Origin of the sequence: Pandoraea faecigallinarum, assembly GCF_001029105.3 — a bacterium.
Lineage (GTDB): Bacteria > Pseudomonadota > Gammaproteobacteria > Burkholderiales > Burkholderiaceae > Pandoraea > Pandoraea faecigallinarum.
This window is the reverse complement of the sequence record NZ_CP011807.3, coordinates 3,903,460-3,926,405: the sequence shown is the minus strand read 5'-3', so window position 1 is coordinate 3,926,405 and position 22,946 is coordinate 3,903,460. Positions and strand designations below refer to the sequence as shown.

Annotated in this window: 19 protein-coding genes, 1 pseudogene and 1 riboswitch; of the genes and pseudogenes, 9 read left to right on the top strand and 11 right to left on the bottom strand. The window is 66.9% G+C overall.

From position 1 onward, the window contains the following. Positions 1 to 24: 24 nt before the first annotated feature. From bluB to cobA, 5 genes and pseudogenes are all read right to left on the bottom strand, one after another. Complete coding sequence (gene bluB, locus AB870_RS17185; RefSeq protein WP_047905641.1) at positions 25 to 678, bottom strand: 5,6-dimethylbenzimidazole synthase; 654 nt, start codon at positions 676 to 678, stop codon at positions 25 to 27. Next, entirely contained in the window at positions 662 to 1,969 is a 1,308-nt protein-coding gene (locus tag AB870_RS17180) for a cobyrinate a,c-diamide synthase (protein ID WP_047905640.1), read from the bottom strand. Before AB870_RS17180 ends, bluB begins: the two co-directional genes overlap by 17 nt. Positions 1,970 to 1,971: 2 nt before the next feature. Then, the gene (cobO, locus tag AB870_RS17175) at positions 1,972 to 2,574 is read right to left on the bottom strand and encodes a cob(I)yrinic acid a,c-diamide adenosyltransferase (protein WP_047905639.1); all 603 of its coding nucleotides are present in this window, start codon (positions 2,572 to 2,574) and stop codon (positions 1,972 to 1,974) included. After that, positions 2,561 to 2,905, bottom strand: a complete 345-nt coding sequence (locus AB870_RS27465) for a cobalamin biosynthesis protein (protein WP_335645737.1) — start codon at positions 2,903 to 2,905, stop codon at positions 2,561 to 2,563. Before AB870_RS27465 ends, cobO begins: the two co-directional genes overlap by 14 nt. 129 nt (positions 2,906 to 3,034) lie before the next feature. Next, positions 3,035 to 3,760, bottom strand: a pseudogene (gene cobA, locus AB870_RS27460) (uroporphyrinogen-III C-methyltransferase); the annotation flags it as partial. Positions 3,761 to 3,980: 220 nt separating this feature from the next. After that, positions 3,981 to 4,277: riboswitch (cobalamin riboswitch) on the top strand. Between the two features lie 164 nt (positions 4,278 to 4,441). Between cobA and cobW the strand changes: the two are divergent. From cobW to AB870_RS17150, 4 genes are all read left to right on the top strand, one after another. Next, positions 4,442 to 5,563 carry a cobalamin biosynthesis protein CobW gene (gene cobW, locus AB870_RS17165; RefSeq protein ID WP_047905638.1) on the top strand — a complete coding sequence of 374 codons (1,122 nt, stop codon included), beginning with the start codon at positions 4,442 to 4,444 and terminating at the stop codon, positions 5,561 to 5,563. Between the two features lie 26 nt (positions 5,564 to 5,589). Then, positions 5,590 to 9,393, top strand: a complete 3,804-nt coding sequence (gene cobN / locus AB870_RS17160; RefSeq protein ID WP_047905637.1) for a cobaltochelatase subunit CobN — start codon at positions 5,590 to 5,592, stop codon at positions 9,391 to 9,393. Between the two features lie 59 nt (positions 9,394 to 9,452). Continuing rightward, positions 9,453 to 10,538, top strand: a complete 1,086-nt coding sequence (locus tag AB870_RS17155; RefSeq protein ID WP_047908340.1) for a magnesium chelatase ATPase subunit I — start codon at positions 9,453 to 9,455, stop codon at positions 10,536 to 10,538. 131 nt (positions 10,539 to 10,669) lie between these two features. Next, positions 10,670 to 11,227, top strand: a complete 558-nt coding sequence (locus tag AB870_RS17150) for a vWA domain-containing protein (protein WP_237169974.1) — start codon at positions 10,670 to 10,672, stop codon at positions 11,225 to 11,227. Positions 11,228 to 11,341: 114 nt separating this feature from the next. Here the strand turns inward: AB870_RS17150 and cobJ are convergent, their stop codons facing one another. The 4 genes from cobJ to cobG are packed head-to-tail and all read right to left on the bottom strand — an operon-like array spanning position 11,342 to position 15,811. After that, complete coding sequence (cobJ, locus tag AB870_RS17145; protein ID WP_237169973.1) at positions 11,342 to 13,069, bottom strand: precorrin-3B C(17)-methyltransferase; 1,728 nt, start codon at positions 13,067 to 13,069, stop codon at positions 11,342 to 11,344. Beyond that, positions 13,066 to 13,797, bottom strand: a complete 732-nt coding sequence (locus tag AB870_RS17140; protein WP_047905636.1) for a precorrin-2 C(20)-methyltransferase — start codon at positions 13,795 to 13,797, stop codon at positions 13,066 to 13,068. The genes cobJ and AB870_RS17140 overlap by 4 nt, the downstream gene beginning before the upstream one ends. Then, positions 13,797 to 14,423 (bottom strand): precorrin-8X methylmutase, encoded by a 627-nt coding sequence (locus AB870_RS17135; protein ID WP_047905635.1) that lies wholly within the window; start codon positions 14,421 to 14,423, stop codon positions 13,797 to 13,799. The genes AB870_RS17140 and AB870_RS17135 overlap by 1 nt, the downstream gene beginning before the upstream one ends. Further along, complete coding sequence (gene cobG / locus AB870_RS17130; protein WP_237169972.1) at positions 14,420 to 15,811, bottom strand: precorrin-3B synthase; 1,392 nt, start codon at positions 15,809 to 15,811, stop codon at positions 14,420 to 14,422. Before cobG ends, AB870_RS17135 begins: the two co-directional genes overlap by 4 nt. Positions 15,812 to 16,158: 347 nt before the next feature. On the opposite strand from cobG, the gene AB870_RS17125 reads away from it, so the two are divergent. The 4 genes from AB870_RS17125 to cobF are packed head-to-tail and all read left to right on the top strand — an operon-like array spanning position 16,159 to position 19,747. Continuing rightward, positions 16,159 to 17,391 (top strand): bifunctional cobalt-precorrin-7 (C(5))-methyltransferase/cobalt-precorrin-6B (C(15))-methyltransferase, encoded by a 1,233-nt coding sequence (locus AB870_RS17125; protein WP_047908337.1) that lies wholly within the window; start codon positions 16,159 to 16,161, stop codon positions 17,389 to 17,391. Continuing rightward, on the top strand, positions 17,388 to 18,200 hold the full coding sequence (locus AB870_RS17120; RefSeq protein WP_084663819.1) for a cobalt-precorrin-6A reductase: 813 nt from the start codon (positions 17,388 to 17,390) through the stop codon (positions 18,198 to 18,200). The genes AB870_RS17125 and AB870_RS17120 overlap by 4 nt, the downstream gene beginning before the upstream one ends. 33 nt (positions 18,201 to 18,233) lie before the next feature. After that, entirely contained in the window at positions 18,234 to 18,980 is a 747-nt protein-coding gene (cobM, locus tag AB870_RS17115) for a precorrin-4 C(11)-methyltransferase (protein ID WP_047905633.1), read from the top strand. Then, the gene (gene cobF, locus AB870_RS17110) at positions 18,977 to 19,747 is read left to right on the top strand and encodes a precorrin-6A synthase (deacetylating) (RefSeq protein WP_047905632.1); all 771 of its coding nucleotides are present in this window, start codon (positions 18,977 to 18,979) and stop codon (positions 19,745 to 19,747) included. The genes cobM and cobF overlap by 4 nt, the downstream gene beginning before the upstream one ends. Here cobF and AB870_RS17105 read toward each other — a convergent pair. Further along, positions 19,717 to 20,388 (bottom strand): ankyrin repeat domain-containing protein, encoded by a 672-nt coding sequence (locus AB870_RS17105; protein WP_047905631.1) that lies wholly within the window; start codon positions 20,386 to 20,388, stop codon positions 19,717 to 19,719. The two genes, cobF and AB870_RS17105, sit on opposite strands and share 31 nt — an antisense overlap. A gap of 169 nt (positions 20,389 to 20,557) precedes the next feature. Further along, the gene (locus AB870_RS17100; protein WP_047905630.1) at positions 20,558 to 21,430 is read right to left on the bottom strand and encodes a LysR family transcriptional regulator; all 873 of its coding nucleotides are present in this window, start codon (positions 21,428 to 21,430) and stop codon (positions 20,558 to 20,560) included. Positions 21,431 to 21,607: 177 nt separating this feature from the next. On the opposite strand from AB870_RS17100, the gene AB870_RS17095 reads away from it, so the two are divergent. Beyond that, positions 21,608 to 22,945, top strand: coding sequence for an efflux RND transporter periplasmic adaptor subunit (locus AB870_RS17095; RefSeq protein WP_237169971.1), 1,338 nt, complete (start codon positions 21,608 to 21,610; stop codon positions 22,943 to 22,945). Position 22,946 lies beyond the last annotated feature (1 nt).

The window sequence follows — 22,946 nt, the reverse complement described above, 5'->3', positions numbered from 1 at the left end:
GCCGGATGTCCACCGGCCCCGGTCTCATTCCGAGGCTTGCTGCGGCCACGCGTTCTCGAACACATACGTTTCCAGGGGCGCGCGCGCCGCCCATCCTTCGATCTCCAGCATCGGGGCGCCGTAGAACTCCGCGACGTGGCCGAGGCAGAGAATGGCGACCGGCTTGGCACCTGAGGGCATGTGCAGCAGCCGGGCGACGTCCTGCGGATCGAAGAGCGAGACCCAGCCCACGCCCAGGCCCTCCGCGCGAGCGGCCAGCCAGAGGTTCTGAATCGCGCACGAGACCGATGCCAGATCCATCTCCGGCAGCGTGCGCCGTCCGAAGACATGGCGCTCGCGCCCGTCCATCAACGCCATTACCAGGATCTCGGCGCATTGCTGCATGCCCTCGACCTTCAGCTTCATGAACGCGTCGCGGCGCTCGCCCAGTGCATCGGCGGTTTTCAGCCGTTCGCGCTCGACTGCGTCATGCAGTGATGCGCGCAGGGCGGGCGACGTTACCCGCACGATTCGCCACGGTTGCATGAAGCCGACACTGGGGGCATGGTGCGCCGCATCGAGCAGGCGCGCGAGAACGCCGGAATCGACGGGCGCCGGCACGAAATGGCGCATGTCGCGCCGTTCGTGGATCACGCGGTAGACGGCGGCGCGCTCGGATTCGCTAAAAGGCTGTGCCATGGAAAAGTGCCGCAGTGAGCGCCGGGTTCGACGGCCAGTAGCCATGCAGATAGGTCGCGACCGTCGCGCCTACGCGAAATACCGGTTCGCCCGGCGTGTCGCTGCCTGCACGCCGGGCGTGGCAGACCGGCGTCATGGGCGTGGCCATGCTGGTGTAATGAAACGTATGACCTCGCAACGTGCCGCGAGGCGTCGCCACTTCCTGCATGCCGAGACCGGCAAGGCGCGTTTGCAGCGTTGCATGACCGGGCAGCACGCCAAGCATGGGCGTCGAGATGCCCGATGCATCCGTGAGCCGCTCCAGCAGATAAAGCATGCCGCCACACTCCGCGACGACGGGCTTGCCCGCGGCCGCGTGCGCGCGAATGCTGCTGGCGCTGCGCGTGTTCGCGGCCAGCGTCGCTGCGTGCAATTCGGGGTAGCCGCCAGGAAGGAAGAGAGCGTCGGCCGCCGCCGGCAGCGCGTCGTTCGCCAAGGGCGAGAAATACGTCACGTTCGCCCCCAGCGACGTCAACAGACGGATGTTCTCCGGATAGACGAACGAGAAGGCCGCGTCGCGCGCCACGGCGATCTGCATGCCCTTGAGCGTTTCACGATCCTGGGCCAATGCGGGCGACGGCGGCGCTTCGAAGGCGATGGCCGGCGGCAACGCCGCCAGCGCCGTCTCGGCCAAGGCGCGGGCGGTGGCGGCAATGCGCTCGTCGAGCCGGTCGATTTCGTGCGCCTGATGCAGGCCGAGGTGCCGCGCGGGCAAGGTCATCCGGTCGGACGTGCCGAGGTGCCCCAGCCATGCAATATCCGCTGGCATGCCTTCGCGCAGCAACTGTGCATGGCGCGGCGAACCGACGTGATTCGCCAGTACGCCGTACGTCGGTAGTCCGGGGCGATAGTGCGCGAGACCCGAGGCGATTGCACCGAACGTCTGCGCCATCGACTTCGCCGAAATCACGGTGACGACCGGGATCCCGAACGTCGTCGCAAGATCCGCGCTGCTCGGGGTGCCGTCGAACAATCCCATCACGCCTTCGATGAGGATCAGGTCGGCCGTTTGCGCCGCCTCGGCCAGCAGTTGCCGGCATTGCGCTTCGCCCACCATCCACAGATCGAGCGTCTGCACGGGGGCGCCGCTCGCGCGCTCGAGAATCTTCGGATCGAGAAAATCGGGGCCGGTCTTGAAGACCCGGACCTTACGTCCTTGGTCTCGATGCAGTCGCGCCAGCCCGGCGGTGACCGTGGTCTTGCCCTGACCCGACGCCGGAGCGCCAATGAACAACGCGGGGCACGAGGCCACGATCAGAACTCGATGCCCTGTTGCGCCTTCACACCCTGCTCGCGATATGGGTGCTTCACGAGCCGCATCTCCGTGACGAGATCCGCCGCTTCGATCAGCTCGTCCGGCGCGTGCCGGCCGGTGACGACGACGTGCTGCATCTCGCCGCGTGCGCCGAGCACGCCGAGCACTTCCTCAAGCGGCAGATACTTGTACTTCAGCACGGTGTTCAGTTCGTCGAGAATCACCATCTTGTAGTTGCCGCTCCCGATCATGTCGACGGCCGCCTGCCAGCCTTTGCGCGCCGTCGCGATGTCGGCGTCGCGGTTCTGCGTATTCCACGTGTAGCCGTCGCCCATCGTGACGAAGTCGCATCGGGCATGGCTGCCGAGAAAGTCGCGCTCGGACGTGTGCAATGCGCCCTTGATGAACTGCACGACACCGATGCGCTGATCGTGGCCCAGCATGCGAACCGCCATGCCGAACGCCGCGGTGCTCTTGCCCTTGCCATTGCCGGTGTGCACGATGAGAAGGCCCTTTTCGGTCGTCGCTGCGGCCTGCTTCTTTTCGTGTCCCTCGCGGCGTCGCTGCGTCATGCGCAGGTGGGATTCGCTATCGGTCTTCATCGTGTCGTGACTCCATTGGCGCTTTCGTGGCGATGGCGACGCTCAGGCCATCGCCGATATGCCGGGCGGCAAGCAACGTGCCGCCCGACGCGGCCAGCAATGCGCAGGGCTCGCAGACGGCGTGCACGCCGGTGTGTTGGTAAACGGTGTTCGAACGTGGCAACTGCGGATGGGCATCCAGACACGTTTCGATATCCGCAGGTGCGCATCCTATCAAGGCAAGGCCGTGATGCTCGCAGAAACGGACGAGCGCGGGGTCGGCGGCCTTTCTGTCGAGCGTTGCCACCGCGCCGACTTCCGCCAGCGTGCGTGACCCCAGCGCCGCGCGCACGGCGGCCTCGATCTGTTCGGCCGTCACACCCTGCCGGAAGCCGATGCCGACACTCAGCGGCCGTACCGCGGCGATCGGGACAGCACGCTTCGGGATGGCAGGCTTCGGGCCGGCAGAGTCGGACGTATGCGCCAGCGAGACCACCTCGCCGATCACGATAATCGATGGCGAGCCGATGCCGGCGGCCCGGACCTTGGCGGGCAGGGCGTTCAGCGTGGCAAGCACGTGACGCTGCGCCGGCAACGTCGCCGACTCGATGGCGGCACACGGTGTGCACGGCGCCAGCCCGGCTTGCAACAGGCGATTCGCGATGTCTTCCAGACGCAGGATGCCCATGTAGATGACGAGCGTGAGGCCCGCGGCGGCGAGCGCCTGCCAATCCGGCTCGTCGTCGCCCGCGCCGTGCCCCGTCACGAAGATCGTGCCCTGCGCCAGCCCCCGGTGCGTCACGGGAATGCCGAGCGTCGTTGGCGCAGCAATGCCGGCGGTGATGCCGTTGACGATCTCCACGGCAACGCCTTCGGCTTGCAGGGCCAGCAGTTCTTCGCCGCCGCGTCCGAAAACGAACGGGTCGCCGCCCTTCAGACGCGCCACGCTGCGGCCGGCGCGCAAGTGCGCGAGCATCAGCTCGATGATCTCGCGTTGCGGGGTGGAGGCATGTCCGCCGCGCTTGCCGACGTGGACGACCTGTGCCTGTGGCCCGGCCATGAGGAGCACGTCCGGATTCACGAGGTCGTCCACCAGCACGACATCCGCGACGGCGAGCGCCCGCATGGCCTTGACAGTGATGAGTTCGGCGTCGCCCGGCCCGGCGCCGATCAGCCAGGCGCGGCGCTCGTGGCTCGTGGCACTCATTGGGGACCTCGTGCGTGACGATGGACCTGAAGGCCGGCGTTCATGTGACGAGGGGATGCGAGAACGATGCCCGGCATCCGGGAGGGACATGCCGCCGGAGGGGGGCCAGGACGATGACTCGATGCACTGCAACGTCTCACAGGGGGATGAAAAAATCTGGTGGCGAGCATACCACAGGCGTTTGCCCGTTCGCTGCCTTGACGCAGCGGTATCCGGCACCTACACTCGCGGCTAATCTGGTGCTCGCGCGCATGTTCCCGTGCGCGCAGTTAAACGGGAAACAGGAGAGCGGCGCGACCACGCGCAAGTCGTGCGACGCGACGCTCCAGCCTGTGCTGCCCCCGCAACGGTAAAACGAAGGCGCCGCAGTCATGCGGTGCCGGGCCGTCTTCAACCCCGCAGGTGTTTCATCTGTTTCAAGGGGCGAGACCACTGCGCAACAGCCTTCGATGGCGGCGTGGGAAGGTGAAGCGGCCGTTTCGTCAGCCCGGATACCGGCCGGAGAAGACGATTGGCACTGCGGGTAGGCGGTGTGCAGTCAAACCCTCAGCTTTGTCACGCTTTCTCCGTTTTTCCGATGCAGCCGCCGGCGGCGGCACGGTCGCGTCCTGCCGGGCGGGCCGCGCGCCGTACCGACGACGGTGCCGGGCGGGGTCAGGCGTGCGACTACGCTTTGCTTCCATGTCGAGTTCCATGCGCAAGATCCCCGTGACCGTGATTACGGGCTTCCTCGGTAGCGGTAAGACCACGCTGCTGCGTCACATCCTGTCCGGCAACAACGGCCTGCGCGTCGCCGTGATCGTCAACGAGTTCGGCGAGCTTGGCATCGACGGCGAGATTCTCAAGGGCTGCGGCATCGGCTGCGACGAGAACGGCCGGGAGACCGAGGGCCAACTGTTCGAACTGGCCAACGGCTGCCTGTGCTGCACCGTGCAGGAGGAGTTCTTCCCGGTGATGGAAGCGCTCAACGAGCGACGCGACCGGATCGACCACGTGCTGATCGAAACCTCCGGGCTGGCGCTGCCCAAGCCGCTGGTGCAGGCCTTCAACTGGCCGTCGATTCGCAATGGCTTCACCGTTGATGCGGTCATTACGGTCGTTGACGGTCCTGCGGCGGCCAGCGGGCAATTCGCCGAAAATCCCGACGCCGTCGATGCGCAGCGCAAGGCCGACCCGAACCTCGATCACGAGTCGCCGCTGCACGAACTGTTCGAAGATCAACTGAGTGCAGCCGATCTCGTCGTCCTCAATAAGACCGATCTGCTCGACGAGGCGGCGCAGGCCAGCGTATCGGCGGCGATCCGGGAGGCGTTGCCCGCGCACGTGAAGATCGTGCCCGCCAGCAATGGCAACCTCGACCTGGGTGTGCTGCTCGGCCTGAACTCGGCGTCCGAGCAAACCATCGACCAGCGCCACGATCACCACGGCTCGGCGGACGACGCCGACCATCACCACGACGCGTTCGATTCGGTCATGGTCTGCGTGTCGACGCAGGCCTCCGACGCTCTGGACGCGTTGGGCGCGTCCGCATCGCGCGAGACGATCATCGCGGCGTTGCGTCAACTGGTCGAGCATCACACGATCTACCGTGCGAAGGGTTTCACGGCCTTGCCCGGTGCGCCGATGCGCCTTGTCGTGCAGGGTGTGGGCCAGCGTTTCGACAGCTATTTCGACCGTCACTGGCGCGCGGCGGACGTGCGCGGCAGCCGCTTCGTGCTGATCGGCGAAGATCTCGACGCCGACGCGCTTCAGCGCGAGTTCGACGCCGCACTGCGCGCGATCTCGCCCGTCGCGACGGCCTGACGCACGCCCCCCGGACGACGCCTCGCATGCATCTGCTACGCACAGTCCCCGGCGGCTTCGTCGACGACGCGGCCGGTGTGATCCGCATCGACCAGCAGCCTGCCGACATCGTCGTGCTCAGTTCCGCCGACACGACGTTGTCGCTGCTGGCGAGCGTGGTCGAGCGCCTCGGTGACGATTTCCCAAGTCTGCGGCTCGCCAATGTCACGTATCTGCGCCAACCGGCGTCGGTCGATTTCTATGTCGAGGATGTCTTGCGGCATGCGCGCGTGGTGGTGGTCGATCATCTCGGCGGCGAGGCGTACTGGCCGTACGGCATCGAGCAGATCGTCGCGCTGGCACAGCGTCGTGGGCAAATGCTCGTGATGTTCTCGGGCGACTTGCAGGAAGACCCGAATCTCACGGCGTTGAGCACGGCGAGCCCCGAGTTCTGCGCGCGTTTGTGGCGCTATCTGCGTCAGGGCGGCCCGGTCAACGCCGAAGCGTTCCTGCGGGCCATCGCGTGGCAGGCGCTGGGGTGGGGCGAGGAACCGCCGCTGCCGCTCGCCGTGCCGAATGCGGCGCTTTATCATCCGCACAACCATCACCCGGCGATGGCCGACTGGCATGCCGATTGGCAGGCCGGCGCGCCTGTCGTCGCGATTCTCTTTTATCGCGCGCATTTGCAGGCGGCCAATACCCGCGTGTTCGACGCCCTGATCGATGCGCTCGCCGCGCGGGGCCTGAACCCGCTGCCGATTGCGATCACCTCGCTCAAGGACGCATTGAGTTGCGACGTCGTGCAACGGCTTTGCGACGCGCACGATGTCTCGCTCGTGCTCAATACCACGGCTTTTTCGACGTCGACGCCGCACGATCCGCGCCTGGCGCAGGGCTTCGGCATCGACGCCCCGGTATTGCAGGTCATTCTCAGCGGGGGCAACCGCGACGATTGGGTCGAGGACAATCAGGGGTTGAATTCGCGCGACATCGCCATGCACGTTGCGTTGCCCGAGGTCGATGGCCGCATCATTACGCGCGCGATCAGCTTCAAGGGGCTGGACTACCGTTGCTCACGCACCGAAGTCGACGTCGTGCGTTATCAGCCGGATCCGGAGCGTGTCGAATTCGTTGCGGAACTGAGCCGTCGCTGGTGCCTGCTGCGCAAGAAACCCAACGCGCAGAAGCGACTCGCGCTGGTGCTGGCCAACTACCCGGCGAGCGAAGGGCGCATCGGCAACGGTGTCGGCCTCGACACACCGGCATCGGTGCTCGGGATTCTGACGCTGCTGCGCGACGAGGGTTATCGCGTCGACGAACTGCCGCCCGACGGCGACGCATTGATGGCGCGGTTGACCCGAGGTGTGACCAACGATCCCGGCATGCGCGCGCTGCGACCGGCGTTTCAGAGTTATGCGCTTGACGATTATCTGGCGGCATTCGCGACGCTGCCCGCCCCGGTACGCGAGGCGCTCGACGCGCGCTGGGGACCGGCGGATCGGGACCCGACGCTACGTCAGCGGCGTTTCATGATCGCCGGCTGGCGATGCGGGAACGTCTTCGTCGGCATTCAGCCCTCGCGTTCGCGGGTCGATGGCGACTACGCGAGCTACCACGACGCCGAACTGGTGCCGCCGCACGCCTATCTGGCGTTCTACTTCTGGCTGCGGCATACGTTCGGCGTGGACGCCGTCGTACATGTGGGCAAGCACGGCAGCCTCGAATGGCTGCCGGGCAAGAGTGTTGCGCTGTCGGACCGTTGCTGGCCGGATCTCACGCTCGGGCCGACGCCGCACCTGTACCCGTTCATCGTCAATGATCCCGGCGAAGGCAGTCAGGCGAAACGCCGCGCGCAGGCCGTCATCGTCGACCACTTGATGCCGCCGCTCACGCGCGCCGAGTCATACGGTCCGTTGCAGGATCTGGAGCGCCAGGTCGACGAGTATTACGACGCCCTGATGGTCGACATGCGTCGCGCGAAACTGCTACGCCGCACGATTCTCGAGACTATCGTGCGGCATCGTCTGCATGAGGAGTTGAGTCTCGACGCGCCGAGCGGTCAGGAAGCGGAAGACGAATTACTCACGCGCGTGGACACGTGGCTGTGCGAGTTGAAGGAAACGCAGATTCGTGACGGACTTCATATTTTCGGACGCTCGCCGACCGGGCGCGAACGTTGCGACACGTTGCTCGCGCTGATGCGCTTTCCGGTGCGTGCCGGACAGGGGCGCGACGCGGGTCTGATCGACGCGCTGGCGAAAGACTTGCGGATCGATGGCGGGTTCGATCCGCTTGGCGCCGAAGCGGCGACGCCGTGGACTGGGCCGCGCCCGGCATTGCTCGCGTGCGTGAGCGATGCGCCGTGGCGCCATCAGGGCGATACGCGCGAGCGGCTGGAGTTGCTGGGCGCACGCCTGCTACAGATGCTGGCGAGTGAAGGGACGGCGTCGCTCGACACCGCCACGCAGGCGCTCCCGGCCACGCGCGAGGTGTTGGCCCGCGCGCGGGACGAAGTGCTGCCCGCGCTCGATGCGTGCGGCAGCGAGGAGTTGCGCCATCTCAAACGAGGTCTCGAAGGCCGTTTCGTGCCGCCGGGGCCGAGCGGTGCGCCGTCGCGCGGGCGTCCCGACGTCCTGCCGACCGGACGCAACTTCTACTCGGTGGACACCCGCGCGATTCCCACGCAGACGGCCTGGGCGCTGGGCGTGAAGTCCGCGCGCCATCTGATCGAGCGCCACTTGCAGGACCATGGCGACTATCCGCGCGCCGTCGGCTTGTCGGTCTGGGGCACGGCCACGATGCGCACTGGTGGCGACGACATTGCGCAGGCGTTCGCGCTGCTTGGCGTACGCCCGAAATGGGCGCCAGGCAGTCACCGTGTGACGGACTTCGAAATCCTGCCGCCAGGCGGCATGGAGCGCCCCCGTATCGACGTCACGCTGCGGGTGTCCGGGTTCTTTCGCGATGCGTTCCCGAACGTGATGCACTTGTTCGACGCGGCCGTGCAGGCCGTTGCCGAACTCGACGAGCCGCAGGACATCAATCCGGTTCGCGCCCGGGTGATGCGCGAGCGCGATGCGTGGATCGCGCGCGGACTGGACGCCGCCGAGGCGCGAAAGCGCGCGGGCTGGCGGGTGTTCGGGTCGCAGCCCGGGACGTACGGCGCCGGACTGCAGGAAACGATCGACAACGGTTCATGGCAAACGGACGAGGATCTCGCGCAGGCCTATCGCCAGTCCGGCGGATATGCGTATGCGCAGACCAGTGCCGGGGAACGGGCGCATGGCGTGTTCGCGACGCGGCTCGCGGCCATCGACCTCGTCTTGCAAAATCAGGACAATCGTGAGCACGACATTCTCGACTCGAACGATTACTACCAGTTCCAGGGCGGCATGACCGCGGCGGTGCGGCACTTCTCGGGGCAGCAACCTGCGGTGTATCACGCCGACCACAGCCATCCCGGCGCGCCCCGGGTGCGCCCGCTCACCGAGGAAATCGCGCGGGTGATCCGCTCGCGCGTCGTGAATCCGAAATGGCTCGCCGGAGTGAAGCGTCACGGATACAAGGGGGCGGCGGAAATTGCGGCGACGGTCGACTACCTGTACGGCTACGACGCCACCGCGCGCGTAATCTCGGACCATCAGTACGGCATGGTGACCGACGCATGCCTGAACGACGCCGACACCCGTGAGTTCATGCAGCGTCACAATCCGCATGCGCTGCGTGGCGTGTGCGAGCGTTTGCTCGAGGCGATCGGTCGCGGCCTGTGGCAATCGCCCGGTGCCTATCGTGAGCAGATCGAAAACCATCTCCTGGCCGCAGGGCGGGAAATCGAAAGGAGAATGTCGTGACGTCGAGCCCCGTGCCGGAGTCCATCCCCGTGCCCATTCCTGATCTCATTCCGGACCTCATTCCGGAACCGGCCGCCCCGGCTGCGCCGTTTCCGTTGACCGCGCTGGTCGGCCAGTCGTCGCTGCGCGAGGCGCTGCTGCTCGTGGCGGTCGATCCATCGATTGGCGGCGTACTCGTGAGCGGCCCGCGTGGCACGGCGAAATCGACGGCGGCGCGCTCGCTCGCCGGCCTGTTGCCCGATTGCCCGTTCGTGACGCTGCCGTTGGGCGCGAGCGAGGAGCGCCTGATCGGTGCGCTCGACATCGACGAGGCGCTGCGCGGCGGCGGCGTGAAATTCTCGCCCGGCCTGCTGGCGCGGGCGCATCGCGGCGTGTTGTACGTCGACGAAGTGAACCTGCTGGCCGATTCGCTCGTGGATGTCGTGCTGGATGTGGCGGCGAGCGGCATCAATGTCGTGGAGCGCGACGGCGTGTCGCATCGGCATGCCGCGCGTTTCATGCTCGTCGGTACGATGAATCCGGAAGAGGGCGAATTGCGGCCGCAGTTGCTGGACCGTTTCGGCCTGATGGTTGCGCTGGAGAATTGCTTCGACCCGCAGGTGCGCCAGCAGATCGTGCGCACGCGTATGGCTTTCGATCTCGATCCGGTGGCGTTCCACGAGCGGTACGCGCAGGCGCAGGCGCAGCAACGCCAGCGTATTCTCGACGCGCGCGCGGCATTGTCCACCGTCGAGATCGACGACGACGTGCATGACGCGGTGAGCGCGTTGTGCATCGACGCGCAGGTGGATGGCATGCGCGCCGATCTCATCATGCTGCGTGCGGCACGAGCCCTGGCAGCGCTGGAGGCGTCGCCGTCGCTGCCATCGTCACCCAAACTGTCCGTCGCGCGCAGACACGTCGAGCGCGTGGCCGATCTGGTCCTGCGCCATCGTCGGCGTGCGCCGGCGACAGTATCGTCCGCGACGTTGCCCCCGGACACCGATAGCCCGGCACCGCATGCGCGCGAGCCGGACTCCCGGCCCTCGGGGAGCGCGGCGCCGCCCTGCGGCGACGATGCTTGCGACTGGGGCTACCTGCCGCCGGAGGCGACGGGCACGACACGCGTGAAGGGCGTCGTTGCGCTGACGTCAAAAAAACGCTGAGCCATCGGGGGGATGCCCCCGCCGGTGTGTCCGGCGGTTCTCGATGGTTGTGCGACACAGGGCAAACCGGGCGAACCCGGCGCCGCGGTACGGCTCCAGAGCCGGGGCGCGGTATTGGCCGTATCGCATGGGTGCCGACGCTCGTGCGCAAAGGGCCGCACAAGCTCGACAGGACGCATCTGCGCTATGCCGACGAGCAAGCGCCGGGCGGCGAGTTGCATTGCTTCTTGCTGGATGGCTCGGCGTCGATGCTCGGCAGTCTGGCGCAGGCGAAGGGCTGGCTGCTCGACAGCTTCGACCGGCTGGCACGTGCGCGAGCCGAGGTGGCGCTGATCCGCTTCGGCGGAGACCGCGCGCAGGTGCTGTTCGGTCCCGCGGTGCCGCGCTGGTGGAACGAGCGCTGGATCGAGCCGATCGGGGGCGGTGGCGCGACGCCGTTCCCAGCAGGCGTCGCGGCCGCGTCACGATTGCTGGACCGGGCGAAGCAGCGGCGGGCGTCGCAAGTCCGCGTGTTGTGGCTGCTTACGGATGGGCGGACGAACGACGCTGCGCCCAGGCCCGCCGCGGCGGATCGCGTTGTCGTGGTGAACTGCGAGCAGGGACGCATCGCGCTGGGCGGTAGCGAACGGCTCGCCCGCGCATGGCATGCCGAGTCCCTGCGTCTGGACGACATTGCGCAGCACGTGTAGCGTCAGGCACGCTTCCCGTCCGCCATGATCCGCCATGATCCGCCATGATCCGCCATGGCCCGCTATGGTCCCGCATGTTCCGGAATGATCCGAGGGGGGGAACGTAACCCGGCATCAACGCCCGGGCGCTTCACCGTACCAGCGCGGCGTGTAGATCCACTCCCCGTTCGGGCCGCCGTCGATGCCCCGGGTCGTCGAAGAACCAATGATGACCATCGTGCGCATGTCGACCTGCTCGGGGCGTAGCTCGCCTAGCGTGGTGTTGACGAGCGTTGCGCCGGGGCGTCCGATGTCGCGCCCGAGTACGACCCGGGTCTGCGGTGCGCGCCATTGCCTGACGATGTCGAGCGCTTCGCCGAGTTGCCACGGCCGCGCCCGGGAGATGGGGTTATAGAACGCCATGACGAGATCCGCCTGCGCCGCATGTCGCAGGCGCTCGCAGATGATGTCCCACGGCTTCAGGTTGTCCGACAGCGAAAGCATGCAGAAGTCGTGACCGAGCGGTGCACCGGCGCATGCGGCCGTTGCCATGGCTGCCGAGATGCCCGGCACGATGCGCAGGTCGACGGCTTTCCACGCGGGATCGTCGCTCAGGTCGAGCGCTTCGAGCACGGCGCTGGCCATGGCGAATACGCCCGGGTCACCCGAGGATACGACCACTACGTGCTTGCCCTCGCACGCAAGTTCGAACGCATGGCGCGCCCGCATCAATTCCTCGCGGTTATCGGTGGGGTGCACCGTCTGGTCGTCGCGGAACGGCCCGGCCATGGCGACGTAAGTGGCATAGCCGAGGATGTCGGTTGCCGCCGCGAGCGCGGCGCTCGCTTCCGGCACGCGCAGTCCGGCGTTGCCCGGGCCGAGGCCGATCACGCTCAGCGTGCCGCGCGCGCGGCCGATTTGCGTCGGGTCGAGGGGCGCGCCGGCGAGTGCGAGCGCCATGCCACGCTCGTCATGACGAATGTCGACGTCACTGCCAAGCATTGTCGTCAGCCAGTCGTCTACCTGCGCCGGGTCGAATGCCGCGAAGCGCAGCGGCACGCCAAGTTCGTGCGCCATCGTCCGGATGGCCGCATGGCCCATGAGCGAAAGCGGCGCGACGAGCACTGCCAGCGCAAGGGCGGAGAGACCCTGCGCCGACAGCATGTCCCGCACCTGTTGTGCGCCGACGCCGTCTGCCCGTGTGAGCGCAACGAGCAGGCTGCGCGGATGAATGACGAGCGTTTCGCGATCGCCGTCGCCGATGCGGGGCGTGATGCGAATCGTGCGCGCGGCGGTGCTGGCACGCGGCAGGTCGGCGTCGCGCAGCCATGGCGCATCGCCTTCGATGCGCACCGACTCTCCGGCCAGCAGATCCGAGACGAAATGTTTGCTCTGCGCCAGATCGGCGAGCACGTAGCCTTCGGGGGGATTGAGCACGCACGTGCCGAAGCGCAGTTCGCCGCTCGTCGTGATCGCGGGGGCAATGCCCAGCGTGCGGGCGATCTGGCGAGCCAATACGTTGACGCCCGACAATCCGCCAAGCAACGGCACCACCGCGCTGCCGTCTTCGGCCACGGCGAGCACGGGCGGTTCGGTCCCTTTGTTGCTCAGCATCGGCGCCACGCAGCGAATGACGATACCCGCAGCGCATAGCGCGACGATCGGCGTGCCCTGCGCGTAGAGCGACTGAAGATGAGCGCCGAGTTCGGTGAAGGGCACGTCGACGTCGTCACCGACACGCGCCGTCAGACCGTGGAGGGTGGCTTTCGGCAAGCTTGCCCGAAGGCGTCGTGCCGTGTCGAGCGCGCTGCGACCGAGTACCACAATGGCGGGGGCGGCGAAAGTGACGGACATCGCGCTCATCCCTGCCACTTCTGGCCCGGCACGACCAGAAGCGAGAAGTACGGCGATGCGCTCGGATCGACTTCTTCGAGCGGCACGATGCGTTGGTTGTGCATCGTCGCCCGTTCGACATACCGGGCGCGGCCTGCGAGACCGAGGTCGTCGAGAACGCGGCGTACCTTGTCGAAGTTGCGACCGAGTTTCATGATGACCGCGGCATCGGCGTGGGCCAGCTTGCGACGCAATTCGTCTTCGGGCAGGACGCCGGAAAGCACGGCGAGGCTCTGGTTGCGATAGACGAGCGGCGTGCCCAGCACGGCCGCACCCCCGAGCATCGAACAAACACCCGGTACGACTTCGGCGGGGTACTGCTCGGCCAGCCGGTCGTGCAGATACATGTACGAACCGTAGAAGAACGGGTCGCCTTCGCAGACCACGGCCACGTCGCGTCCCGCCGCGAGGTGCTCGCCAATGAGCGCGGCGGCCGTGTCGTAAAAATCGGCGATGATCGTCTCGTAGGACAGCGGCGGTGCAAGGACTTCTGTCGTGACCGGATAGACGAGCGGCATGCGCGTCTGTGCGTCGAGCAGATGCTCTTCGATGATGCCGAATGCATTGCCTTTCTTGCCCTTCGCCACGAAATACGCGACCACGGGGGCGGCTTGCAACAGGCGCAGCGCCTTGAGCGTCAGCAGCTCGGGGTCTCCCGGACCGACACCGATACCGTAGAGCTTTCCGGAGATGGTCATTATTCGATTTCCGATGCCAGAGCGTTGATGGCGGCGGCGGCCATGGCGCTGCCGCCACGGCGGCCCGAGACGGTCACATACGGCACGCCGCGACTGTCGGCGGCGAGCATCGCCTTCGATTCGGCCGCACCGACGAAGCCGACGGGAAAGCCGAGAATGAGCGCAGGACGCGGCGCTCCACGATCGAGCATGTCGAGCAAATGGAACAGGGCCGTCGGCGCGTTGCCGATGGCGACGATGCTGCCCGCGAGCATCGGACGCCACAGTTCGAGCGCAGCCGCCGAGCGGGTATTGCCCATGGCGCGTGCGAGGTCCGGCACGCCGGGGTGCGTGAGCGTGCACACGACCTCGTTCGCGGCCGGCAGCCGCGCGCGCGTGACGCCATGCGCGACCATGTTGGCGTCGCACAGGACCGGTGCGCCGGCAAGCAGCGCGTTGCGCCCGGCGACGCCCGCCCCTTCGGAGAAGTGCAGGTCGTGCACGATGTCGACCATGCCGCACGCGTGGATCACGCGCACGGCGAGCTTTTCGAGATCGGCGGGAATGCGCGAAAGGTCGGCTTCCGCACGGATCGTGGCGAACGATTCGCGGTAGATGGCTTGTCCGTCGCGGACGTAATCAATCATGGCTGGGCAATCCGGTCTTGCGAGTTCAGTCGAAGCGCAATCGCTTCGAGGGGCATATCGGTGGCGATGCGCTCGCCAAAGCGCCCGGCATCGGCCTGGCGCCGGCCGGCGGGCTCGGCGGTGCCGGCGATGGCGAGGGACGCCGCAGGGTGCCGATACAGGTCGTATCGCCCCGGCGCGACGGCGACGAGCGTCCACGGCGCGCGATGGGCAGCCGCACACGAGCGCACGCAGCCGCTCAGATGCACTTCCACGCTTTCGTTCAGACGCCCGGCGAGGTCGCGGGCATCGGCTTTCGTGTCCGACAACGCCTTGGCGCATCCTGTCGATCCGGCACAGGCGATGAGACGGCCCAGCGGCGTTTGCGCGCTGCGAATCAAGTTCAGACGATCGAACGCCTGCTCAACGGCTGCGACGTCGCAATGCGCGACGTCGGTCAGCATCACGCCTTGCCACGGCGTCACGCGGATACCGCCTGGAGAATAGCTGCGGGCGAGGTCGGCGAGGGCACGCAACGTTGCGGCATCGAGGCGGCCGAGCGGCGCTTGCGCCCCCACGTGCCACAGGCCGGCGTTGCGCTGCGGCCATGCGCCGAACCGGCGCAGCGGGTCGGCGGGCGTGCGTCGCCATGCGTCGACGGCGGCGTTGCGATGGAGCGTCACGCCGGCGTGCGCCGCTGCGCGATTCGCCACGTCGTTCGCGCGATGCGTGCGCAACAGATCGCGCATGCGTTTGTCGCCCGCGTCGGCGAGGTCGATGAAATTACACAGCAACGCGTGCACCAGCGCCGGGACGTCGCACGCCCGAACGGCGCCAAGCGCCTGGGCGAACGTCATGCCCGGTGCGCCGGCCAGACCGAACACGAACATCGGTTCGCGGCCGGTCCCGGGTGACATTGGCGACAGCCAGACGTCGTGCGGATGGTCGAGCGCGGCGAGCCGTTCGCCTCCGTCGAGCAGCACCGAGACCTTGGGCGAGAGTGCGGCGAAGCGCGGTTCGTTCTCCAGACGGATGAGGAGGGTGTCGGCGAGCGCCGTCGTGTCGAACAGCGCGCCGGCGTCGACGCCCGCGGCAGGACTGAGCATCAGGTTGCGCACGTCGTCGGCGACCGCCGTTCGATGGGCAATGCAAGAGGTGCCGGCCGGGTCGTGGAGCGCGTTCCGGTCATGTTGCACGCGCGGCCCCAGACCTGCGTCGATCAGTTGCCGGGTCAGGTGCGCTTGCGCATCGTCGTGTACGCCGCGCAGTTGAAGATTGGACCGGTTCGTCAGTTCGAGGACGCCGCTGGCGAACGTCTCGGCGGCATGCGCGATGGCGAGCGCCTGCGCCGCGCTGAGTTTCCCGCCGGGCAGCTTGACCCGGCACAACCCGCCGTCGCGACTCGTCACGATGCGTCCGAGTGCGGGGCAGGCGGATGCTCGCGCGGCGGGACGCGAAGGATTCGAGAGAAAAGCGGCGTGATCCAAGGTTCGATGAATGGCGGGAACGGCTGCGGTGGGCGGCGCATTGTCAGCTCCGGCCGAAGAAAGGCTGTCAATCCGGCCGTCACTTCGTCTATCGGCCCCGGCCTCACCGGGATCTCCGGCCGGAAGCCCCCAAAATGCCGGCGAAGTTGCCCCCGTACCGACAATCGCCCGAGCGGTTTCGGCAAAGCGGTATTATGCCTGCTTTGCGATTTTCGGCCGCGATTTTGCAGGCCGCGAAAAGAGGACCGAGGATGATGACCGGCGATGCAATGCCCCCCTGGCTGACAGTGATCGGCATCGGTGAGGACGGGTTCGCCGGTCTGAGCCGGAATGCCCGCCGGGCATTGCTGGACGCCGAGATCGTGACCGGTGCGCCGCGTCACCTGTCGATGCTGCCGGGCCGCATTCGCGCGCGGCGCGAACCGTGGCCCAAACCGTTCGACGTCGATGCCGTGCATGGGTGGCGCGGCAGGCCGGTGTGCGTGCTCGCGAGCGGCGATCCGATGCTGTTCGGCGTCGGTGCGACACTGGCCCGGTGCATTCCGGCAAACGAAATGCAAGTGATCGGTGCGCCCTCGTCGCTGTCGCTTGCCGCGGGGCGGCTGGGCTGGGCGTTGCAGGACATACCTGCCGTCTCGCTGGTCGGCCGGCCATTGGCCGCGTTGAATGCGCATTTGCGCGAGGGCGCGAGACTGCTGGTTCTGAGCCGCGACGGCGCGTCGCCGGCGGACGTCGCGGCGCTGCTGTGTGCCAATGGTTTTGGCGCAACGTCCATGAGCGTATTCGAGTCGCTGGGCGGGCCGCACGAGCGTCGCATCGATGCCACCGCACGGCATTGGGGCGACCGGCAGGTCGAAGCCCTCAACCTCGTCGCGCTCACTTGCGCGGCGGACCCCGGCGCAGGGCGCGCGTTGCCGCTCACCGCCGGCCTGCCCGACGATGCCTTTGTCAACGACGGTCAGTTGACCAAGCGCGACGTGCGCGCCATCACGCTGTCGCGGCTGGCCCCGCATCCCGGCGCGCTGCTCTGGGACGTCGGCGCCGGCTGCGGCTCGATCGGCATCGAATGGATGCGCGCGCATCCGGCTTGCCACGCCATCGCCATCGAATCGTCGCCTGCGCGTCAGGCGTTCATCGCGCATAACCGCGACGCGTTGGGCGTGCCCGGGCTGACATTGGTCGCGGGACGTGCGCCCGACGCCTTGCAAGGGCTCGCCGCGCCTCACGCCATCTTCATCGGCGGTGGCGTCACCGCGCCGGGCGTGCTCGACGCATGCTGGACGCACTTGCGTCCCGGGGGGCGCCTCGTCGCGAACGCGGTAACGCTGCAAAGCGAAGCGGTATTGACCGCCTGGCGCGAGCGGCACGGCGGCACGCTCACGCGTCTGGCGATCAGCGAAGCGCAGCCGCTGGGGGGCTTCGACACCTGGCGGGCAGCGTTGCCGATTACGCTGCTGGAGGTGGTCAAACCAGCGACGCCCGGCGAAGGTGCCACGTCATGAAACGTGTGTTGCTCCTGGGCGGCACGGGCGACGCACTGAAGATTGCGCGTCGACTCGATGGGCACGACGTCTACAGTCTCGCGGGCCTTGGCCGCGTGCCCGGCGACCTGCCTTGCCGCGTGCGCGTTGGCGGCTTCGGCGGCAGCGAAGGCCTTGCGCGTTATCTCGACGACGAAGCCATCGAACTGATCATCGACGCCACGCATCCCTACGCGGCAAAAATGAGCGCGAACGCGGTGGCGGCCGGACGGCTGGCCGGTGTGACGGTGTGGTCGCTGCGGCGCGCGCCATGGCAGGCGCAACCGGGCGACGACTGGCGTTTCGTGCCGGATTGGCCCGCGATGTGCGAGGCGCTGGCGGGTTTCTCGCGTCCGTTATTCACGATGGGGCGCGAGCCACTCGGCCATCTCGACGCGATTCCGGCACACCAGCGCTGGGTCGTGCGCTGCCTCGACGATCATCCGGGTAACGCGCAAGCGACCGTGATCGGCGCGCGTGGCCCGTTCACCCACGAGAGCGAACGCGTGCTGTTCGCGCAGCACGAGATCGATGTCGTTGTCAGCAAGCACAGCGGCGGTGCGGCGACCGAGGCCAAACTCGACATCGCACGCGAGCGGGGCTTGCCGGTGGTCATGCTGGCGCGCCCGCCGGAAATCGACACGGATCGCGCGTTCGAGACCGGCGCGGCGTTGCTGGCCGCGCTCGATGCGGTGCGCCGTGGGGGGAGGGGCAAGACCAATGAGAGCCGTGAGAACAGTGAGAACAGTGAGAACAGTGAGAACGGGGGAGGGCGACGTGGCACGCGCTAATTACATTCAGCCCGCCAGACGAGGGAACGAAGCATGACGGTTTATTTCATTGGCGCCGGCCCCGGCGATCCCGAACTGATCACCGTGAAAGGCCAGCGCCTGATTCGCAGTTCTCCCGTGATTCTGTATGCGGGGTCGCTGGTGCCGCCGGAGGTGCTCGACGGCCACCGCGCCGAGTGTGTCGTCAACACGGCCGAGCTCGATCTCGACGCCATTGTCGGGCTGCTGTCCGACGCGCATGCCCGGGGGCAGAACGTGGCCCGGGTGCATTCCGGCGATCCGTCGCTGTACGGTGCCATCGGCGAGCAGATCCGGCGTCTGCGTGCGCTGGGCATTCCCTATGAGATCGTGCCGGGGGTGACGGCCACCGCGGCATGTGCCGCGACGCTGGGTTGCGAACTGACGCTTCCGGGCATTTCGCAGACGCTGATTCTCACACGATACGCGACCAGGACACCGATGCCGGAGGGCGAAGCGCTGAGCGATCTGGCGCGCCACGGCGCGACGATGGCGATCCATCTCGGTGTGCGGCATCTTGCGCGCATTGTCCAGACGCTGACGCCGCATTACGGCAGCGACTGTCCGGTTGCCGTGGTGTACCGCGCCAGCTGGCCGGACGAGACGCGCATGACGGGCACATTGGCGGACATCGAAGCGAAGGTCGGACAGACTGGTATCGAGCGCACGGCGCTCATTCTCGTGGGACGGGTACTCGCGGCCGAAGGCTTCGTCGACTCGTCGCTGTATGCGAGCGCGCGGCATCGGGAGATCGGGACATGAAGCATCTCCTGGTGATCGGCATCGGTGCCGGCAATCCCGATTACGTAACGGTGCAGGCGATCGAGGCGATGAACCGCGCCGACGTGTTCTTCGTGATGGACAAGGGCGTAGCGAAGGAAAAGCTGATCGCGCTGCGCAAGCACATCGTCGAGCGGTTCGTTACGGATCGCGACTACCGCATTGTGCAGGCGACGAGCCCCGAGCGTCGTCGCGACGAATCGGACGCCGACTACCGAACGGCCGTCGACGAACTGAACCGCGACAAGCAGCAGATCTACGAGCGTCTGATTTCGGACGAACTGCAAGACGGTGAAGTCGGTGCGTTTCTCGTGTGGGGCGATCCGTCGCTTTACGACAGCACAATCCGCATTCTCGATGCCATCCGTGCGCAGGGGAACCACACTTTCGCGTTCGACGTGATTCCCGGCATCAGCAGTGTGCAGGCACTGGCCGCACGGCACCGCATCCCGTTGAACCGGATCGGCAAGTCCATCGAGATTACCAACGCCCGCGGCATCGCCGATGGGTTCCCCGCGGGCGTGGACACTGTCGTCGTGATGCTCGATGCGAAGCACACGTACAAGCGTCTCGCACACGAAGCGCTTGAAATCTTTTGGGGCGCGTACGTCGGCACGCCCGACGAGATTCTCATCTCGGGGCCGCTGCGCGACGTCATGGACGAGATCGAGCGCGTGCGCGACGAGGCGCGTCGCACGCACGGCTGGATCATGGATACCTATTTGCTGCGGCGGCGCGATACCGAGTGATCGTCCGCTGCAATGACTCGTTCGCGCAGGGCTTCAAGCATTTCCACGATGTCGCTCGGCAGCCGGCGCTCCCGGGCGATGTCGACGCAATCGCGCCCGCGGTCGTCGGCAATCGACGGATCGGCGCCGGCGTCGATCAGCAGGCGCAGCGTTGCCAGCCGTTGCAGTCGTGCCGCATAAAACATCGGCGTCTCCCCATGGAGGCGCAGATTCAGCGACGGCGTGAATTCGAGCAGCGAACGGCACATTGCGTCGTCGTCGCGCCACACGGCTGCCCACAGCGAATAGCTCGGGTTCGCGCCGCGCCGTAGCAGGAATTCCACCAGCGGGCGGTTTTCGCCGTGCGCGACGGCGTACCAGAGTGGCGTCGCCTGAAAATCGCCTTCATTCCCGGGCATCGGGACAACGTGCTCCAGTGCCGCGCCCGCGTCGAGGAGGGTTTCGACCGTTTTCAGGCCATTTGGCTCGAACAGCCCGCCCGTCTCGGAAGGGCGCACCGAACATGCCAGATGCAGCGCCGTGCGATGTTTCGGATCGACGGCGGCGATCAGTTCGGGGACATCGCCCAATAATGCGGCGACCGTGCCGCAATCCCACTTCCTTGCAGCATTGAACCATGCGGTCTTCGAAGGTTTTGCCATCCCGGCCTCTCCATTCCGATGCCGCGCGATGCCCGTGTCATGGGGCATCGCGCACACCGTGACGTCAATCCAACCCGGTCGTGTGGCAGTTCGACAAATGGTCCGGGCGACGGTTCGCGGCCCGGGCATTCCTTTACCCGCATGCGCGCCCCCCTGCCTTGCCATGCTGTCAGGCTTCGTTGGTACTCGCGCGCAACAACTCGGCAAAGCGCGCTTCGCACCAGCGCATCACGTCGTTCGGCTCGCGACCGAAGCGCCATAGCATTCGCACAGGAAGCTGAGGTAATCCGAGATCGTCGCAGCGAAGCTCGTGAAGATCTTCGTATTCCGCAATATCGATGGGCAGCACGGCCCAGCCGAGTTTGTCGACGACCATGCTGGCGATGACGTACGAACTGTCGGCGCGCCAGATCGATGGGCTCAGTTGCAGCGGTGTGATGTCGTCCATCTGCAACAGAATCTGCCGATATTTGGCGAGATCGCCGCGCGTGACCTGATCGCGGTACGCCAGAGGATGGTCGCCCGCCACGAAGACGCCCTGCACGGCCGAGCCGACATACTTGTGACCCAACGCCGAGGAGATCGCGCCGCGATCCACGTGAAAGCCGATGTCCGCGCGCTGCTTTTCCACGTATTCGGCAACTTCCGTCGACGTGCCGTTAAGCAGTGTCAGTTCCAGATACGCGAACTGATAGGCGAGGTCGCGCACCAGTTCGCTGACGGCCTGGTATGGCAGCGCCTCGTCGAGCGCCAGGGACAACTGAGGCTGCTCGCCGAATGCCAGCGCGTTCGCCCGGTGATTGAGCCCTTCGGCCTGGCGCAGCAGTTCCTTGGCTTCGAGGAGCATGACCTCGCCCTGATCGGTGAGGCGCGCATTGCGACGGCTGCGATCGAATAGTTCAAATCCCAAATCGGCTTCGAGCAGCGAAATCGCCGTACTCACCGCCGACTGCGCCTTGCCCAGACGACGGGCGGCAGCGGATATCGAGCCTTCTTCCGCTGCCGCCACAAAGTAGCGTAATTGTTCTATGGTCCAGTTCATTCATCCATTCTATAGATAGGTTCCAACTTTTTCTAACATGGTTTTCACGGCAGAATCGCGCTTCTCTGCCCCCCGGTTCTCCCATCGCTGGCGTATCGCGCCAGCCATCGCTCGACGCCGCGCACCGAACGCGGCTTCGACACCCCTGACCGGATGTCGTAAATCAAACGTACTTACATGTCATCGAAAATCGATTGCCGAACCCGTTTCGGAGTACTGACTGGTGTATCCACCGGTCTGATCGCCAGCGTTGTCCTGCTCTCCGCCTGTTCGGAGCGTGGCAAGAAAGAGACGGCGGACGCCACGCCGGAGGCCGTCGTGCGCACGGTCGAGCGTCGCGCGGAACCGCTCACGACCCGGCAGCCTGGACGTCTGGAGGCCTACCGCAGTGCCGACGTGCGTGCGCGGGCCGGCGGCGTGATCGTCGAGCGCAAGTATCGGGAAGGGCAGACGGTCGCCCGGGGCGAAGTGCTGTTCCGCATCGACCCGCAGCCGCTATCCGCCGCGCTCGACGCCGCGCGTGGCGCGCTCGCGAAGGCGCAGGCCGAACACGATTCGGCGCGCGACAAGATCGAGCGCTATCGCGGTCTGCTCGAATCGCATGCAATCAGCGCCCGGGAAGATGCCGAAGCGCGTGCGGCCGAAGCGCGTACGCGCGCCGAAGTGCTCGCCGCGCGCGCGGAAGTGCGCAAGGCGGAACTCAACCTCGGCTACACGAGCGTCACGTCGCCCATTGCCGGACGGGTGCGCCGCGCCGAAGTCACCGAAGGCGCGCTGGTCGGCCTCGACTCGCCCACGTTGCTCACGCGCGTGGAGCAGATCGATCCGATCTACGTGAACTTCTCGCAGCCGGCTGCCCAGGTGTACGCCATGACGCGCGACCTGCGCGCGGGCAAGTTGCAGCATGGCAACGAGGCCTCGGCGCCGCAGGTTCATGTGACGCTGCCCGATGGCCGTGAGTACGCGCTGCCCGGCAAGCTGCTGTTCACCGATCTGGCTGTCGATCCCGGTACGGACACCATCGCCATGCGCGCCTTGCTGCCGAACCCGGACGGTGTGTTGCTGCCCGGCGCCTTTGTGCAGGTGCGCATGCAGGGCGCGGTGAACCCGAACGTCGTCCGGGTGCCGCGCGAGTCGCTGACCCGCACCGGCGAAGGCGCGATCGTGCGCGTTGTCGATACGCAGGGCAAGGTCCACGACAGGAAGGTTCGCGCCGAAGCGATCGACGCTCGCGAATGGCTCGTGACGGAAGGCCTCAAGGGCGGCGAGCACGTGATCGTGCAGAACGTCGCGCAATTCTCGGACGGCATGCAGGTCAGGATCAAGGCGGACGCCGGCGCCGCGGCGGGGACGGGTAAAACGTCCGCCAAAACGTCCGGAAATACCTCCGGCAATGCCTCTGGCAATACCGCCGGCAATACGTCCGACAGGACGCCCGGCACCGGAACGCAAAACAACGCTGCACCGGTCGAGCCTGCGCGCGCCGGTCCGGCCTCCCAAGCGGAGACGCACTGAC